Origin of the sequence: Enterococcus sp. DIV0236, assembly GCF_050558525.1 — a bacterium.
Taxonomy (GTDB): domain Bacteria; phylum Bacillota; class Bacilli; order Lactobacillales; family Enterococcaceae; genus Enterococcus; species Enterococcus faecalis.
Genome location: NZ_CP187891.1, coordinates 121,223 through 139,245, shown reverse-complemented (window position 1 = coordinate 139,245; position 18,023 = coordinate 121,223). Strand labels below are relative to the sequence as shown.

The 18,023-nt window shown below is 35.1% G+C and carries 17 protein-coding genes; 4 read left to right on the top strand and 13 right to left on the bottom strand.

Features of this window, described 5'->3' with window-relative positions; all coding sequences use genetic code 11:
- Positions 1-31: 31 nt before the first annotated feature.
- The 5 genes from IGK27_RS00585 to IGK27_RS00565 all read right to left on the bottom strand — a co-directional run bounded on the left by IGK27_RS00585 (position 32) and on the right by IGK27_RS00565 (position 4,773).
- Positions 32-1,105 (bottom strand): BMP family lipoprotein, encoded by a 1,074-nt coding sequence (locus IGK27_RS00585; RefSeq protein WP_010830588.1) that lies wholly within the window; start codon positions 1,103-1,105, stop codon positions 32-34.
- A 95-nt stretch (positions 1,106-1,200) separates the two neighbouring features.
- Positions 1,201-1,665: a cytidine deaminase gene (locus IGK27_RS00580; protein WP_002387503.1), complete on the bottom strand. Its 465-nt coding sequence runs from the start codon at positions 1,663-1,665 to the stop codon at positions 1,201-1,203.
- Complete coding sequence (deoC, locus tag IGK27_RS00575; RefSeq protein WP_002356166.1) at positions 1,634-2,296, bottom strand: deoxyribose-phosphate aldolase; 663 nt, start codon at positions 2,294-2,296, stop codon at positions 1,634-1,636. The genes IGK27_RS00580 and deoC overlap by 32 nt, the downstream gene beginning before the upstream one ends.
- Before the next feature lie 27 nt (positions 2,297-2,323).
- Positions 2,324-3,625, bottom strand: a complete 1,302-nt coding sequence (locus IGK27_RS00570) for a pyrimidine-nucleoside phosphorylase (RefSeq protein ID WP_002356165.1) — start codon at positions 3,623-3,625, stop codon at positions 2,324-2,326.
- Positions 3,626-3,765: 140 nt separating this feature from the next.
- Positions 3,766-4,773: a substrate-binding domain-containing protein gene (locus tag IGK27_RS00565; protein WP_002356164.1), complete on the bottom strand. Its 1,008-nt coding sequence runs from the start codon at positions 4,771-4,773 to the stop codon at positions 3,766-3,768.
- 141 nt (positions 4,774-4,914) lie between these two features.
- Here IGK27_RS00565 and add point away from each other — a divergent pair, with 141 nt between their 5' ends.
- Positions 4,915-5,946: an adenosine deaminase gene (gene add / locus IGK27_RS00560; protein WP_002356163.1), complete on the top strand. Its 1,032-nt coding sequence runs from the start codon at positions 4,915-4,917 to the stop codon at positions 5,944-5,946.
- Positions 5,947-5,978: 32 nt separating this feature from the next.
- Here add and IGK27_RS00555 read toward each other — a convergent pair whose 3' ends face one another.
- Both IGK27_RS00555 and IGK27_RS00550 read right to left on the bottom strand, forming a co-directional pair.
- Positions 5,979-6,587 carry a class I SAM-dependent methyltransferase gene (locus IGK27_RS00555; RefSeq protein WP_002356162.1) on the bottom strand — a complete coding sequence of 203 codons (609 nt, stop codon included), beginning with the start codon at positions 6,585-6,587 and terminating at the stop codon, positions 5,979-5,981.
- 14 nt (positions 6,588-6,601) lie between these two features.
- Positions 6,602-7,189, bottom strand: coding sequence for an SGNH/GDSL hydrolase family protein (locus IGK27_RS00550; RefSeq protein WP_002356161.1), 588 nt, complete (start codon positions 7,187-7,189; stop codon positions 6,602-6,604).
- A gap of 154 nt (positions 7,190-7,343) precedes the next feature.
- Here IGK27_RS00550 and coaA point away from each other — a divergent pair, with 154 nt between their 5' ends.
- Together coaA and guaA are read left to right on the top strand one after the other, a co-directional pair.
- A complete protein-coding gene (gene coaA / locus IGK27_RS00545; RefSeq protein WP_002356160.1) occupies positions 7,344-8,267 on the top strand; it encodes a type I pantothenate kinase in 924 nt (307 codons plus the stop codon).
- Between the two features lie 311 nt (positions 8,268-8,578).
- Positions 8,579-10,141, top strand: a complete 1,563-nt coding sequence (guaA, locus tag IGK27_RS00540; RefSeq protein WP_002356158.1) for a glutamine-hydrolyzing GMP synthase — start codon at positions 8,579-8,581, stop codon at positions 10,139-10,141.
- A 192-nt stretch (positions 10,142-10,333) separates the two neighbouring features.
- On the opposite strand, the gene IGK27_RS00535 is transcribed toward guaA, so the two are convergent.
- The 6 genes from IGK27_RS00535 to IGK27_RS00510 form a co-directional block, all read right to left on the bottom strand.
- Entirely contained in the window at positions 10,334-11,689 is a 1,356-nt protein-coding gene (locus IGK27_RS00535) for a PIN-like domain-containing protein (protein ID WP_010819693.1), read from the bottom strand.
- Positions 11,690-12,166: 477 nt separating this feature from the next.
- On the bottom strand, positions 12,167-13,174 hold the full coding sequence (locus IGK27_RS00530) for a radical SAM/SPASM domain-containing protein (RefSeq protein ID WP_010819692.1): 1,008 nt from the start codon (positions 13,172-13,174) through the stop codon (positions 12,167-12,169).
- A gap of 2 nt (positions 13,175-13,176) precedes the next feature.
- Positions 13,177-14,022 (bottom strand): PqqD family protein, encoded by an 846-nt coding sequence (locus IGK27_RS00525; protein WP_002394593.1) that lies wholly within the window; start codon positions 14,020-14,022, stop codon positions 13,177-13,179.
- Positions 14,023-14,042: 20 nt separating this feature from the next.
- Positions 14,043-15,023, bottom strand: coding sequence for a radical SAM protein (locus IGK27_RS00520; protein WP_267589435.1), 981 nt, complete (start codon positions 15,021-15,023; stop codon positions 14,043-14,045).
- A 34-nt stretch (positions 15,024-15,057) separates the two neighbouring features.
- The gene (locus IGK27_RS00515) at positions 15,058-15,528 is read right to left on the bottom strand and encodes a hypothetical protein (protein WP_010819691.1); all 471 of its coding nucleotides are present in this window, start codon (positions 15,526-15,528) and stop codon (positions 15,058-15,060) included.
- A gap of 73 nt (positions 15,529-15,601) precedes the next feature.
- Positions 15,602-15,790: a hypothetical protein gene (locus IGK27_RS00510; protein ID WP_002394598.1), complete on the bottom strand. Its 189-nt coding sequence runs from the start codon at positions 15,788-15,790 to the stop codon at positions 15,602-15,604.
- 202 nt (positions 15,791-15,992) lie between these two features.
- On the opposite strand from IGK27_RS00510, the gene IGK27_RS00505 reads away from it, so the two are divergent.
- A complete protein-coding gene (locus IGK27_RS00505; RefSeq protein WP_002394599.1) occupies positions 15,993-17,585 on the top strand; it encodes an ATP-binding cassette domain-containing protein in 1,593 nt (530 codons plus the stop codon).
- Positions 17,586-18,023: the final 438 nt, after the last annotated feature.

Genomic DNA, 18,023 nt, shown 5'->3' with positions numbered 1-18,023 from the left:
AGTTTAATGTATTTAAACAACTAAGTTGTTTCTAAGGTTGGTCTGGGACTTTTACGTCACCAGAGATGATTTGTTCTTTGGCTTCTTTAACTGCCGTTTTGGCTTGATCGCTTAGGGCTTCTGTTGTTAAATCAACACCGCCATCTTTCAATCCATAAGTTAAATGTTCGCCGCCAGGGAATTTATCTTCTAATGCAAGATCAGACATTTTTTTCACAGCAATATTTACACCTTTAATGGTTGAAGCTAACGTTAAGTTATCATCCTTGCCATCTTTGGTTGTATATTTACCGTCTTCGTTTTGGTCACGGTCAACACCAATCACCCAAACTTTATCTTTTGAACCTGTTTCATTTAGCGCTTTGGCTTCTTGGAAGATTCCTTGTCCTGTAGTCGCCGCTGCGTGATAAATAATGTCGGCACCTGCTTGATACATAGAAGAAGCTAAGGCCCGTCCTTTTGAAGCGTCTGCAAATGTCCCTGCATAAGTAGACGTAATTTGAATATCTTTGCCTAATTTTTTGCCAGCGTCTGCTACACCTTTTTCAAAACCAGCTTGGAAACGGCCAATAACAGGTCCTTCAACCCCGCCGATAAATCCTACTTTGTTGGTTTTCGTAGTGTTAGCTGCTGCCACACCTGCTAAATACGCAGATTCATTATCTCTAAATGTTGCAGAAGCGACGTTGTTTTTCCCATTAACTGTATCATCGATTAGAACGAAATTCGTTTCTGGGTTGGCGTCCGCTGCATCTACTACTGCATTTTTTAGTAAATAGCCAATGCCAAAAATCGTTTTAAATTGACTTGAAATGGCTTGGTCAATGTTTGATGTATAATCAGATGCTTCATTTGATTGAATATACGCATACCCTTGAGGTCCTTCTGGAAGTTTGTGCTCTTTGCCCCACTCTTGCATTCCTTCCCACGCAGATTGGTTAAAAGATTTGTCATCAATGCCGGCTGTATCTGTGACCATTACGACACTATGTTGTGGATCACCTTTTGTGTTGGCATTCTTTTTGCTATTGCCGCCACATGCAGCTAACCCAATGGTTAAGGCAACTGCTGCCAATCCTAGACCTAAAAATTTTGCTTGTTTCACTTTCCGAAAAGCCCCCTACTATTTTATCTATTATTTCATTCGCATTTATGCTATTGAAATCTACTTTGAGCCCAACGAAACCTTATGTCCTTTTTTTAAAAATCTTTATCTGTAAATGAATAGGGCAATAATGCCTCAACTGTCATTGTTTTAGTCGCGCCATCTTTACCAACTAGCGTGACCGGCATTTGTGGATCAAAGAATTCAGCCATTACTTGACGACAAGCGCCACATGGAGAAATGGGTGCCTCTGTATTACCTGCTACAACTAAATGTTGGAAGGTCCGTTCATCTTCTGAAATGGCTTTAAAAATCGCCGTTCTTTCTGCACAATTTGTTAAACCAAAGGAGGCATTTTCAATGTTGACTCCTTGATACATTTTCCCGTCTGCAGTCACTAAGCAAGCGCCCACAGGAAAATTAGAATACGGTACATAGGCGTGTGCCAATGCTTCTACGGCACAATCAAGCCATTCTTGTTTTACTGTCATCTTTTTCGCCACACCTTCGTTTAATTTGAAATACGAATTAATACCCTTCGCCAGTTGCGCCAGAAACAATTGCTACACCCGTACTTGCACCGATGCGTGTTGCCCCCGCTTCAATCATTGCTAACGCTTCTTCTGCATTATGCACGCCACCAGAAGCCTTAACGCCCATGTCAGGACCAACTGTCTCACGCATTAAACGAATATCTGCTACTTTAGCGCCGCCTGTTGAGAAGCCAGTAGATGTTTTAACGAAATCGGCACCTGCTTCTTTGGCTAATTCACAAGCTTTAACTTTTTCTTCGTCTGTTAATAATGCTGTTTCAATAATCACTTTGACTAACGCTTTTCCTTTGGCTGCATCTACTACGCCTTGAATGTCTTGACGTACGTAATCGTATTGTTGTGATTTTAATGCACCAATATTAATCACCATATCCACTTCATTCGCACCATTTTTAATTGCATCAGCTGCTTCGTATGCTTTAACTTCTGGTGTATTTGCCCCCAAAGGAAAGCCAATAACGGTACACACAGCGACGTCGGTATCTGCTAATTGCTCGCTAGCAAAAGCGACCCAACAAGGATTGATACATACAGAGAAAAAGTTGTACTCCTTAGCTTCGTCAATAATTTTTTGGACAGCGGCTTCTGTCGCTTCTGGTTTCAAAATAGTGTGGTCAATCATGCGGTTTAATTCCATGATGAGAATTCCTCTTTTCTTTTTGTTTTATTCCGTAATGATATCGTGAATCAAAATAGGCTCTTCGCCAGTTGGTCCAATTTCAATGTTTTTATAAAGCAATTGTTCGACTTCTGTCACGTCTTCACGATTGGCATAAATGGTTAATAATGATTCGCCTTTTTCAACTGGGCTCCCTACTTTTTTGTGAAGTTTCAAGCCAACTGCAAAATCAATCGTATCTTCTTTCGTAGCCCGACCAGCGCCCAGCAACATTGCGGCAACGCCAATTTCATTGGCAACGATTTTTTGTACCACGCCTGTTTCTTTGGCAGGTAAATCAAATTGATAAGTTGCGGTTAATAATTTTTCTGGCTGGTCAACAACGGAACTGTCGCCGCCTTGATTTTCAATCATTTCTTTAAATTTCGCGAGCGCTCGACCGCTTGTTAATGCTTCTTCCAATAAAGCCCGTGCTTCGTCTAACGTCTCGGCTTTTTTAGCTAAAACGACCATCTGACTTCCTAAGACATAGCACATCTCCACTAAATCTTCTGGTCCATTTCCTTGCAAGGTCTCGATTGCTTCAACGATTTCTAAACTGTTTCCGATGGCCTCCCCTAAAGGTTGTGACATGTCTGAAATTACTGCCATCGTTTGGCGATTTGCCAGTTTCCCAATGCGAACCATTGTTTCCGCTAATCGACGAGCACTTGCTAGGTCTTTCATAAAGGCCCCTTCACCAGTAGTCACGTCTAAGACAATCGCATCTGCCCCTGCGGCAATTTTTTTACTCATAATGGAACTTGCAATTAATGGAATTGAGTCAACAGTGGCGGTCACATCGCGTAACGCATAAAGTTTTTTGTCTGCTGGTGCTAGATCACCTGACTGACCAATCACTGCCACTTTTGTATCGTTCACCAATTGAATAAAACGTTCTTCTGTCAATTCAACTTTAAAACCAGGAATCGCTTCTAATTTATCCAACGTACCGCCCGTGTAGCCTAAGCCACGACCAGACATTTTTGCTACATTGACCCCGACACTAGCAACTAACGGCGCTAAAATAAGCGTCGTAGTGTCGCCTACGCCACCTGTAGAATGCTTGTCGACTTTGATTCCTTCTATAGAAGAAAGATCCACAATTTCGCCTGAATGGACCATTGCTAACGTCATTTGTGTAATTTCTTCGTCTGTCATATCTTGGTAAAAAACAGCCATTAAAAAGGCACTTACCTGATAATCTGGAATTGAACCATCTGTGTATCCGTTGATAATAAATTGAATTTCTTCGCTTGTTAGTTGATGCCCGTCACGTTTCTTTTCAATAATGTCTACCATTCTCATGAATTCGTTCCCTCCGATTTCCCGATAATGTATTATACAACAAAATCGTTCAGCTTTAAACCATTTAGTAAACCAGTTTACTATTATTTTTTTCTTGTGAAAACGCAAACAACACGAACGTTCTATTTCTAATCTGTTTTTTAAATCGGTTTTGTGCTTTTTCTAGCAATAAACGTCGCATCAAAAACTTTATTTGGAACTTTCCCTGTTGGATCTGCAATAGCTTCCACCAAAAATTTTGCTGCATAATAGCCAATATCAAAACTCGGCTGATAGACGGTTGTTAAACTCGGCACCAAATATTCGGAAATTTCCAAGCCATCAAAACCAACCACCGAAATATCGTCAGGAATTTTCTTGCCCGCTTCTTCAATGGCTTGATAAGCTCCCATTGCCATTTCATCATTGCCACAAAAAATTGCTGTGATTTCTTCATTTTTCAAAACTTCTTTCGCCGCAGCATAGCCGCCATGCAAGTTCAATTCCCCAGCACAAACATAATGCGGACGAAAAGGTAAATTGTTGTCCTGTAACGCATGCTGATACGCCGTCACTCGTTCCGTTAAACGATAATAGCCGGCACTTTCACGCAACATGCCAATATGCTGATGCCCTTGTTGAATCAAATGATGGACCGCTTGATAAGCACCTTCGTACTCTTTAACGATTAATCGTCCACTATCTCGTGGATTAATCCCACGATCGACAAGAATGACAGGAATCGGATGTTCTCGTCGGTCTTTTAAAATATGATTTTCTGGCAAAACATTCGGCGTGGCAAAAATAATGCCATCCACCGACCGATGAATCAACTCGCTAACATATTGCATCGCTTGCTCGGAATCATGCTTTGAATTGCATAACAAAATCATGTAGCCTAACGAATTTAAATATGTTTCTACACCTTCAATCACTTTTGAGAAAAAGAAATCCGTCACATCTGGCACAATCATACCAATGGTTTTGGAATGACGGTTGATTACATTCGAAGCAAAGTAATCTGGTTTGTAATGATTTTCAGCGACTACCGCCAACACCTTGTTGCGGGTTTTTTCACTGAAACGACTCCCTTTATTATTCAGAATTTGTGAGACGGTTGTGACAGAAACACCAGCCATATCAGCAATTTCTTTAATCGTTAGTTTCATCGCGCCCCTCCCAACGTCTCCTTTTGCATTGACAGACATTTGTAGACGTGTTACAGTCTTCAAAATACTTATCGAATCTTTTACATTTTAACAAAAAAAAGACAAAAGAAATAGACTAAAAAGATTAAAAAACAAAAGAAAATGGAGGCTATTTTTTTCATGGAAGAATCCCGTGTCCGTCAATTACCAAAAATCGAGCTGCACTGTCACTTAGATGGGTCGATTCGACCAACCACTTTACGCACCATTGCTGAAAAACAAAACATTCCATTACCCCAAGACGAACAAGCCTTGAAAGAGTTAGTGGTTGCCCCTGAAAAATGCACCGATTTGAATGATTATTTAACTCGGTTCGACTTCGTGCTAACCTGTCTACAAACGGCCGAAGCTTTGCAAGCAGCGGCGTATGACGTGATTAGCCAAGCCGCCGAAGATGGCGTGGCTTACATAGAGGTGCGTTTTGCGCCTTCCCAACATACAGAAAAAGGCTTACGGTTACCTGAAATCGTGACTGCTGTTTTAACTGGCTTAAAACAAGGCGAAGAAGATTTTGGTGTAAAAAGCAATGCACTGTTATGCGGCATGCGGCATGACCAACAACAAGCCATAGAAAAAATCGTTCACTTAGCGCATGATTTCAGAGAGACAGGCGTTGTCGGCTTTGATTTAGCTGGCAATGAAGTCGATTTCCCTCCATACACATTTGAAGACGTATTAGCTTTAGCCAACCAATTGTCAATTCCATTAACACTCCACGCTGGGGAATGCGGCTGTGGCAAAAACGTCGCTGATGCTGTCACTTTAGGTGCTACTCGGATTGGTCACGGTATTGCTTTGAAAGATACACCCGAATACTTGGCGCTCTTAAAAGAAAAAAAGGTTCTTTTAGAAATGTGTCCAACTAGCAACTTCCAAACAGGCACCGTCAAAACATTGGCTGAATACCCTTTTCAACAATTTATAGAGGCTGGCTTAGCCGTCTGCATCAATACCGATAATCGCACTGTTTCAGATACTACGTTAACGAAGGAATTCATGAAATTGGCCACTTGGTATCAATTAAGTTATGACGAAATGAAGCAACTCACTAAAAATGCGCTTGCAGGTGCTTTTTTATCGCCAGACGAAAAAAAACTGTTGAACCAAAAAATTGATCAAGCATATCTATTCTAAAAAAGAACCTCCACTAAAGTGGAGGTTCTTTTTTACTCTGCTTCTTTAACACTTCGTAAAATATAATAGCCTTTGTCTTTTGTCACAATTTCAACATTGCCAAATACTTCAGCCATTTTCTTTTCTGCACTAGGTGCACCTTGTTTCTTTTGAATAACTACCGTTAGTGTGCCACCAACTTTCAACAACGGAAAAGCCCCTGTTAAAATGCCATGGACAACTTTTTTGCCTGCACGAATGGGCGGGTTGCTAACAATCGCCGCGTAGGTCGTTTCGTTTAAGGTTTCATACACATTGGAAGAATGAATATCCACAGTAGTAATTTGGTTACGTTGGGCGTTCATTTGAGCTAGCCCAACTGCCCGTTGGTTGACATCCACCATTTCCACCAGTCGACCAGTCGCCGCTGCTAAGGACAACCCAATTGGTCCATAGCCACAACCAACATCTAACAAACGGCCTGCTGGTAAATTTTCCCATTCAAAGGCATCAATCAACACACGAGAACCATAATCCACTGTTCCTCTTGAGAAGACCCCGCTATCGGTCGTAAACTGAAAGGTCCGACCACGTAATGGAAAAGACCAGCTTTCTAAATCATGTGCTAATTCTGGATTTTCTGTATAATAATGATTCGCCATTTTGTTCTTCCTATCTATGCTTGTTTTGGTTTTAGTCTACCTTTTATTTCTCGAACAATCAAGGCACCTAATAATTCATAGCCCACTTGTGAAAAATGCAAACCATCCGCTTGTAAAAATTCATCCGTTCCAGGATAAACAGTCATCGCTTTATACAAATCAATAACTGGCAAGTTATGTGCCGCTCCGACTTCTTGTGCAACCTTGACCAATTCCTTGATACGCGTCTGTGGACGTTCTGGACGTCTGCCACTATCCGCATATGGTGGCGTAATTAAAATCACCTTTTCTGAACCAATTTCGTGAATCATTGTTTCAAGGTTTTCTCTAAACGTGGCTACTGTTATATTTCGATCCAGTGACGCATCATTGGCGCCAAAGAAAATCACCACCTCATCAGGTTTCTCAATTAGTACTTCTTTATTTAATCGTTTTAAACCATCCTCTGTTGTATCGCCAGGCATTCCAGCATTAATAACAGCCACTTCTTCTAGACCCATCGCAGCAATATCCCGTTTCACTAAGTCAACAAGAACAGGTGAGACGGCTTCGTCTAAATAACCAGCAGTAATGCTATCACCAAATAATACAATTTTTCTCATGGCTTTTCCCCTCTTTTCTAACAGTTTTCTCTTTTCATGATACCATTTTCATCATAAATTGGCGAAGAAGGGAATTCTTTTGTAAAATCCTGTGTTTCCCTTGTGAAATTATGGTAAAATGTACAAAGATTGAACAGGGTTTGGTGGAGGAACAATGGACGATAAAATGAATTACTACCCAATTTCCAGAGAAGAATGGCATGGGTTTTATCATGACGGCAAAGCACCGTTAACCGAAGCAGAATTGGATAACATTAAAAGTGTGAACGACCAAATTTCACTAAAAGATGTACAAGAAATTTATGTACCCTTAACGCATCTTATTCATTTATACATGAAAGAATTTGAATCGCTAACACTTAGCAAAGGATTATTCCTACATGAATATGTCTCTGTACCACCATTCATCATTGGAATTGCCGGCAGTGTCGCCGTTGGTAAAAGCACCACCGCTCGTCTTTTGCAAAGAATTCTGGCCCGAACGTTTAAACGAAGAAACGTTCAACTCATTACAACGGATGGATTTTTGTATCCCAATAAAGTGTTAGAAGAACAGGGAATTATGGACCGAAAAGGGTTTCCTGAAAGTTATGACATGGAGAAGCTAATTAATTTCTTAAACGAAGTCAAAAGCGGCAAAGACGAAATTAAAGCACCTGTCTATTCTCACAGTGTCTACGATGTTATCGAAGGCGAATATGAGTTGATACAACAACCAGATATTCTGATTGTTGAAGGCATTAACACATTACAGTTACCCGCCAATCAACAAATTTATGTGAGTGATTTTTTTGATTTTTCTATTTTTGTAGATGCCGATCCAGCCTTAATTGAAAAATGGTACCTAGAACGTTTTGGGGCCTTATTAGATACGGCTTTCTTAGATCCTAATAATTATTATTACCAATATGCAATTGGCAAACGAGAAGATGCTTTCGCCATGGCACGGAATGTTTGGAAAACCGTGAACTTACCGAACTTGGAGGAATATATCTTGCCAACGCGCGGACGTGCGGACATTATTTTGCATAAAACGGAAAATCATTTGATTGACCAAATCTATCTACGTAAATATTAAGGGTTGACGAGCTAAGAAATATCCTGTATCTTTTGTAGAAATATCCTTGAAAATTTTCAGCAGAATGCATGACTTTCAAGGAGTAAAATGTTTTAATAAGTATAGCTAGACAAAGAAGAGTACGGAACAAAAGTGAACCACTTTTTAACCGCCTGATTCTCGGCTGTTTAAAAGTAGCCCCTGCGGAATTAAGCCAAAATTTTCTAAAAATCGTAAAACAATTTTTGAAAATCCTTTCTTAATTCTTGGTGCTGACCACTTTTTAACCGCCTTTTCTTTAGATAAATTTAAATGGATAAGGGGTAATAGACGTGACTAACGTTGCCGATTTGACATCTGTCGAAAAAATTATTGTTTTAGACTTTGGTAGTCAGTTTAACCAATTGATTACTCGTCGTATTCGTGAATTTGGCGTATTCTCTGAGTTATTAAGCCACCGAACTACGGCAGAAGAAATTCGCAAAATCGCGCCTAAAGGAATCATCTTCTCAGGTGGACCAAACAGCGTGTATGACAAAGATGCTTTTAGCATTGATCCAGAAATTTATGAGTTAGGAATTCCCATTCTTGGCATCTGCTACGGTATGCAATTAATGACTCATAACTTAGGCGGAAAAGTAGAACCTGCCGCAAACCGTGAATACGGAAAAGCAGAATTAGAAATCCTTGGTGATGCGACCTTATTCCAAGGAACACCTGCGAAACAAACCGTTTGGATGAGCCACGGTGATTTAGTAACAGAAATCGCTCCTGGATTCGAAAAAGTTGGGACAAGCAACGATTGTCCAATCGCTTCTATCGAAGATGCCAACCGCAAATTCTACGGCGTACAATTTCACCCAGAAGTTCGTCATTCAGAATATGGTAACGACTTATTACGTCACTTTGCTTTTGATGTGTGTGGCTGTACTGGTGACTGGAGCATGGAAAACTTCATCGATATGGAAGTCGCTAAAATCCGTGAACAAGTAGGCGATAAAAAAGTCTTACTTGGTTTATCAGGTGGCGTTGACTCAAGTGTTGTCGGCGTGCTTTTACAAAAAGCCATTGGCGACCAATTAACTTGTATCTTCGTTGACCATGGATTATTACGTAAAGGTGAAGCAGAACAAGTAATGGAAAGTTTAGGCGGTAAATTTGGCTTAAACATTATTAAAGTAGATGCGAAAGAACGCTTCTTAAGTAAATTAGCAGGCGTTTCTGACCCTGAACAAAAACGTAAAATCATCGGTAACGAATTTGTGTATGTTTTTGATGACGAAGCAACTAAACTTGCTGGGGAAGAAGGCGTTTCATTCCTAGCACAAGGAACTCTTTACACAGACGTCATCGAATCTGGTACAGAAACTGCGCAAACAATTAAATCACATCACAATGTTGGTGGTCTTCCTGAAGACATGCAATTTGAATTAATTGAACCTTTAAATACATTATTCAAAGACGAAGTTCGTGCCTTAGGAACTGAACTTGGCATGCCTGATGCAATCGTTTGGCGCCAACCATTCCCAGGACCAGGATTAGGTATTCGTGTGCTTGGTGAAATTACAGAAGATAAGTTACAAATCGTTCGTGATTCAGATGCTATCCTACGTGAAGAAATCGCAGCAGCTGGCTTAGATCGTGACATTTGGCAGTACTTTACTGTCTTACCTGGCATCCGCTCAGTAGGCGTTATGGGCGATGGCCGTACCTACGATTACACAGTCGGTATCCGTGCTGTGACTTCTATCGATGGCATGACCGCTGACTTTGCCCGTATCCCTTGGGATGTTTTACAAAAAATCTCTGTGCGCATCGTGAACGAAGTTGCACATGTAAACCGTATCGTGTACGATATTACTTCAAAACCACCTGCAACTGTGGAGTGGGAATAAATAATGAAACCGTGAAACCTTTGATATTAGAGGGTTTCACGGTTATTTTTTATTTTGTGCAACCAATACATTCTAGGTAAATTACTTTTTCCCTTCACATTGCTTTACTAATAAAATACTGCAGAAAAAAGACTTATTCAAATTGTAAATCTAATTAAAATAAGTCTTTGTTATTATATATTAATTTTTCAATTACTCGTTTTCTTCATTGTCAAAATTATCTTCTAAATCATCATCAAAATTAAAAATGAACTTTCTAGATTCACTATCATAAGACATTTTATTCGAACGGTCATCTTTATCCCAAAGTTCCATTTGCTTATAATCTTTTAGTTCAGATTCGGTTAATTTGTTTAATAAATACATTTTATAAAATTCTTCTTTACTTCTGTCATGATTTCCGCCATGGTTTATCATATTGATATATTTTATTAATTTTTTTCGTTCTATATCTTCAATAGTAGAGTTGTATAAATTGTCTATATGATTCTTTTCCTTTTTAAATAAATATCCATCATCAGAAATTCCAAATTCATACTCATTATTTTCTATACTTTTTTTCAGTAGTTTAATTCGTTCTTCCTCTATCTGATCATGAGGAATTTTCACTCTATACATTTTTTCGGAAGACTTTTTCAACTTACTCATCTCTACATCACTTAAGTCATTCACTAACTGGACAAATCTCAAATTATTTAAAATATGAAGTTCTTTATTGGATTCCATGTATAATTCATTCATTAAATGGATATTAGGTCCAACTGTAAAATCATCAACTTTGTACAACAAATCTCTTTTCTGTTTAGCTTTACCGTCATTTGTAATAAAAACAACTTTTTTTCCCATTTTCGTATATTCTTTTGAATACTCAATAATATCTTTCCATATTATAAGATCACCATATTTCCTACAATATTTTATATCACCATACATTCTAAGTGAATCGATTTCGTCTTCTTTTGAAGAGTCATTAAACCCAGGGGGAATATTTTGCTTGTATCTCTCCTCTCCCTCCTTCTCTATTTCATCTATCCACTCTTGACTATATTTATTACCTACTTTATTTTCAATTACAGAAATAAGTCTTTCATATAATTCGTTTTCTTCCTCCGTAATCATCGAAGATACCTTACTATCTATTACTTTTTTTAATTCAGCTAAGTAATCTTCTGTCATTGTTAGTAGCTCATTAGTAAAAATTTCTTTTTCCTCTTTATCTACTAAATCAATTTCATTGATTTTTTTATTTATATTTACAACTGATTGCTCTATCTCATTTTTATACTTTCTAATCTTTTTAATTTTTCCTTTTTTCAAACTACTCTTTTTAAAATTGAACTCCAGAGCCACTAAATAAGGTATATAAATATTTTCTTTTACTTTTTCCAACGCTTCTATGTATTTCTTTGAAACAGTTGTAGGTAATTGAATTATATCTAAAAGATAATTTGTATCTAGTACTAATAAATTCTCACTTTCACTGCTCAAATCTTTCATATCTAATTTAGATTGATAAAACTCTGGAAAAAGCTCTTTCAAATTTGCCATTAATTATCCCTCTTATTAACAATAATTTTATATCTTGAATATTCTTTATACAATAATATTGTAACATATTTATTAATATAAAATAGAATACAATAGCTTTAACATGGTTATTCTAACTTAAAAAATTTGCAACCAATAGAGTTGGCTTAAAAAGGTAAATCATCATCACTAAAACTTATTTTTACTACATCTACTGCTCCTAACCTAGTTCTTAAGTTTTCTAATATTATTTTTTTCTTTTGCTTACTACTGTATTAGGAAAAAGACCTAACATAATATAGATGAATACCGCTTACAAACCTACACTTTTTAACTTATGAAATGCTTGGTTCTCATAAAAAATGATATGGTTCCCTAGTATTTTCCTACCGAAAAAATCCTTGTCTGACTAATGCTTGACAAGGATTTTTTTGCAATTCTCCTTATAATTCGTCTGTAAAAAATATATCTTAAGATTTAAACTGCTAGTTAAAATAATCAATCCATTCCAAAATGTCGTATATCACATAGTTGATCTTGATAATCGAAAAAACCATTTGAAATTATTGTAGCTGGACACTCCCGAAAACACATTTCTGTAAAAAAACAGCCTTCACATTTTTTTATGAATTTTGTTGAAACATCAATCAAGCTAAATAAATCAACATATTTCTCTGATTGCATAATATCAGTTAGTAGATCAACGTTCACATTTCCTAAACTAAATACTTTTTCTGTTTCAAATTTTTGGCAAAGAAATACTTCGCCGGTATAACTAATTCGAATCTCTAGAGTAGGAGTATAATTATTTTCAAAATATAACGGACACCTACTGTTGGAAACATATGGTGGTTTGATCTCAAAATTGTCATCTTGCAATTCTTCCATGAGAAGCAAAAGCTCTTTCACTATACTTCTAAAAAATTCTCCCGAAACAGGTTTCTCTCCCTTGGACCTTCCGATATTGATTATTTCTTTAAAAGATATCACTGAAACATTTTTAGATTTAAGTGCACTTAAAAAAGGAGCTAGCTTACTCGTATTTTTCCCAGTTATCACAAAATTTACGACTGTTTTAATTTTATATTTTTCGAATAGTTCAATTGCGTAGATAGCTTTTTGAAAAGTACCTTTTCCCCTTACAGCATCGTTTTCTTCTGGCGTTGTTCCGTCAATACTAATCTGAACATAATCTACGACATTACTCAACCTCTGGGCAAGGTAATCATCTACCATAGTTCCATTCGTTACTAACCCAATGCATAAACCATATTTTTGCTTTCCTATTCTTAGCAAGTTTATTAAATTTTTATAAAGTAACGGCTCTCCTCCAGAGATAATTACATTTTGACATTTCAATTTCGATATTTCTTTAAATATTGATAGAATCTGATCTTCGCTAAAACGATACATTCCACTACCAGATTTGTTGTAGCAATGCTTACATTTTAGATTGCATAACGACCCCACTTCTAAGTATACACTCCTTAGTTCAAAAGAATTCAAGTTCAAATACCTCCAAAATTAAATTGGTACTCATCAACATTTTGACTTCTAACTTCTTTTTTATATGAATTAATATGTCGAAATTTCAAATTTTTAATATTACTAATCAGACTTTGACTTTCTAAATTATTTTGTATACAGAACACTTTGTATGTTAACGACCTCTGTTTTAGTAGCTTTGTAGTCAAAGCAATCCCATTTTTTAAAATTTTTTCATCGAATACTTCAATATTTTTATTTCTGCAATAATATTGAAGTATTACATTGTTTTTATTCTGAATATTCCAAATCATGAACCCACAATTTGTCTTCCTCAAGTTATCTATTATCATTAAAACAATAGTAGATTTATTTAGTTCAAAATCACGATTTAGAATCAAACTATTTACAAACAAATCATCATAAAATGGATTTTTAAATATTCTCAAACAATCCCCCTTTTCTTGTAAAATAAGTTTTAACAATGATGAATAGCAAGCACTTATATCATAGGATATCGACAATTCATTTGATAAATGTATGCTTTCCTTCACAAAAAAAGGATTATCTTTAAGTTTTAAACCACCACATATTGATAACTTTTCAATAGTTTTAATTACGTCTTTTTCAATTAAAGACTTAGGGGCTCCTATATATTTTGCCATTATTTTATCTATAATATTTTCAACACTATTCACTCCATCACACATTGTTAAAATATAATAGTAAGTAGAGTTTACTAACTCAGTCTTCTGAGAATTGACAATAGTTTTAATCGTTACATACCCACCATGTTCAAACCGATAATAGATAAGATAATTTTCAATCAAACAAGGTTTAAACTCTAAAAATCTTTTTTGTATTAACATTTTACCACCCTATTCTTTACTTAGTTTAATATATCAAACTCGGTTGAACGGTTACTTTGTGTATTATTACTTGGTGTAGTCATCTGTTTTACTGATGTAAGTTTTGAAACCATAGATATAATATGTTCTGAACCCCATATTTGATTTAGCCCCCCAATCCAGTATTCTGACAGAGTGTGCTTTCTCAAATTTCCAAAAGTCTTTGGTAAATATATAGATGGCGTAATTGACCCATCCGATAATATACAAATAGTATCCGTATATGACGAATTAGAAAAACTCTCCGTAAATACTAACAAGTGATCGATTGGATCACCCCAAGCAACATTAACATTAGTTTTCCCGTTTAAATTTTCCAATATTTTTTTATTGTATTCTTTTTTTAACTGTCTATACTCTTTTTCAGAAGGTAAAATGTGTAAATTTTTTTCAGCTCTACCGACTGGCATTAAATCTTGTAGCCTAACTTCATGCACTCCCAACTCTTCTGCAAGAGAAAAGACACTATCAAACTCAGATATATTCCACTTAGTAGGAGAAAAAGCAATACCAGAAATAATATTATATTTACTTAATAACTTTAACCCTCTAATCGCTCCATCATATGCATTTTTATTATTACGCAAATTATTATGTGCCCATTTTTTTCCATCAAGACTAATTTGTATATTATTTATCCCCTTTTTCTTTAATGACTTAGCCAACTCTTCTGTTAACAATATTCCATTTGTTACCATGCCACAACTAATATTAGCTTTGGTCAGTTTTTCTAAGACTTTCAAAACTAACCTTTTCCTAATTAAAGTTTCACCACCACAAATACATACATTGTAGGGCTTCATCTCTATGATTTGATCAACAATATTTAACACCTCATTATCGGAAAGTTCAAAAGAGAAATCTCTTTCCCCACTACTATTGTAGCAATGTAGGCAATTTAAATTACATCTATTCGTAATATCAAAATTAATATTTATCGGCCCTCTGACTATATTATTCATATAACTACTCCTTCCATCCCTATTTATAAATTAGTCAAAGCAATAATTCATACGTAAATAACCTACTTTCTTTGGCTAACGTACATTTATTGAATCCCACAGCTAAAATACGATTTTCCCACACTTTAAAAAATTCAGTATTTGAGTCTAAATCAATAACTAACTTATTTACTTCTTTTACTAAAAATGATACCATTTCATTTTTTATATAATTTATCATTTCCTGTAATTTCATTTGAGAGTCATTTTTCAAAAAAATAAAATTTATACTAGCTGAATTCCTATAATTATTCTCAACAAATAATCCTATAAAGTTCTCTTTTGATTCATCATAAATAACTTCTTGCTCTTTTTTATACAAATAATACCGAGCTAAGCTGATACTGTTAACCTGCATTTTCATAATATTTGTGTTATCAAAGAAAGATGAACCACCCTCTTCGGAAAGCGTTTTCAAAAAAAGCATCAAATCTCCTGTATCGCCTTCATTAACATGTTTATACACAATAGTCACTCCTTCCAAATTAAAATAGAAAAAGTAAAACAATTTTTTGCTTTACTTTTTCTGAAACTGAGTGCTACGCAATATTACCATAGCACTTGCATGGCTTGAACGAGTTTACAACCCAGTAAGCTGCGACAACTGTAAATACCATTACAATACCAAAAACTGTTGAACTTGTCGGTTGGATTTCAGAACCATAAAAATTTTGTGAACTGGGACTCTGATATTTTTTTTGTTCTTCTGAAAAATTTTGCTCATTCATATTCTCTCCTCCTTTCCAATACTAATCTATATAACCCATAGTCAACGCCATTTACACATTCCTCTTGACAATGGTCATATTTCTAAAGCTATGTGCTAAGTATACCATAACTCCTCTTGTATAAAAAATTTTTTTTATCAATAACAAATAATTTGGTGCTTTTGATTTAAAATATGGTACAATGAGCTAAAAGGAGAAAATCATGTTATTATTTCTAAGCAACTACTTTAAACAGGCAAAAAAAAAGATTCTAATTTTTAGCATATTAAATATGTTAATCGCTTTCATATCAGCTGTTGTTCCGCTTATTTCGGGCAATTTCATAGATTCATTAGTTTCTTCGCATGATTATCAAATTATAATAAAATTTATCATAATACTATGTTTATTTGTATTTGCACAATTGTCACTTGGATATGTTGTCCAAGTTCAAGAAGCCGTTTTACAAGCTCACTTGACTTATAACATACAAAAAGACATTCTAAATCAACTTCAGAAAACTCAAATTTATTTAATTTCCCAATACGATTTAGCTAACTTAAGTCAAAGAATATCAAGTGATTCTTCTTCAATATCATCATTTATGATATCTTCGGGAAGTTCGTTATTAGTTTGTTGCCTTAATTTCTTCTTCTCAACAATTCTTTTATTTATCGTAAAATGGGAGATTGCATTATTTATTTTAGTATTCTTAGTATTGTATATACTATACTTTTACAAATTACAAAATAATTTAACAGTGAAACAGAAGGATGTTAAAAATGATTTTAGCTATTATTTCTCACAAATCTTTTCTCAGCTCAAAAATTTAAAAAATTTAAAAATTTTTTCTTTGTATAATTATTATGGAATCAGCTTATTTGACTCCTATAACAAATATATATATTCTTTAAAAAAATTTAAAATCTTTTCTTTTAGGCTCACTTCAGGTGATACCTTGTTAGCATTCTTTGCTCAAATAGTAATTTTCATCTTTGGGGGAGTATCAGTAATAAATGGAAATATGACAATTGGTATATTCTCAGTTTTACTATCATATTTCAATATGATGCTCAACTCAATAAAATATATTCCATCATTAACATCGTCCTACGCCGAAATGTTTGCCTCATATTCTAGGATTACTGAATTAATTAATTTAGAAAAAGATAATACTGGAAAATTAAAATATTCAGATAATAATTTTCTTGAAATAAAAAATTTAACCTATAAATATCCAGGCTCCAACACTTATTTATTTTCAAAATTTAATTATTCTTTCCAAAAAGGCAATATTTATTGTTTAAAGGGTAGGAATGGTAGCGGAAAAACAACCCTACTGGATATTATTTCTAAGCTAAAATTTTCGTATAATGGTTCCATAGAATTAAATCAGCGAAATATCGAATTATTCGATACAAAATATTATCGTGACGTATGTCTATCATACATGACTCAAGATGCTTTTGTTATTAAAGCTGGCTTAAAGGATAACATATTATCGCAAAATCTCTCTGAAAAGTTAAGTACTTTAATACAAGAACTCGGCTTGGAAAAGTATATTGATTCTAACTATAACATAAATACAAAAATTTCTGGTGGAGAAAAACAGAAAATCTCTTTCTTAAGAAGCATCACAAAACCATTTAATATTCTCTTGCTAGATGAACCAACAAATCACTTGGATTTTATAAGTAAGGAAATACTTATGAAGTATTTAAATAATATAAAGAATGATGCTATTATTATTATCTCGAGTCACGATAATTTTGTGTTGGAACGAGTAGACACCATCATAGATTTAAATAAATCCTAACATGGAAAGAAGGTAAAAGTTAATGTTAATTATTAACATGATAAAATCAACTTATGTAAACCAAATACCTATATTGATATTTATAATTGGATTGATTGTATTTGCCCTGTCAACCAAAACCCCGCACGGAGGAATTGCATACAGAGGATTAGCATATTACATATACGGAAAACGAGTCTGGTACTTTTCTAATAAATTAGTAGGTACTTTTCTAATGGTTGTATCAATAATAACCCTTCTATGCTTTAACGTTTTATCAATGTCCGAAAACACAAAAATAATAATTATTATCCTATCATGTTTCATATGCCTAATTGTTTCAGATATCGTAACAATTCTATCTATAAAGAAAGGAAGACTATAATAAGTTCATTCTTAACTTTCTTTACTATTGATAGCCTATCCACTATATAATAAGCATTTTTATTTTAATATTTC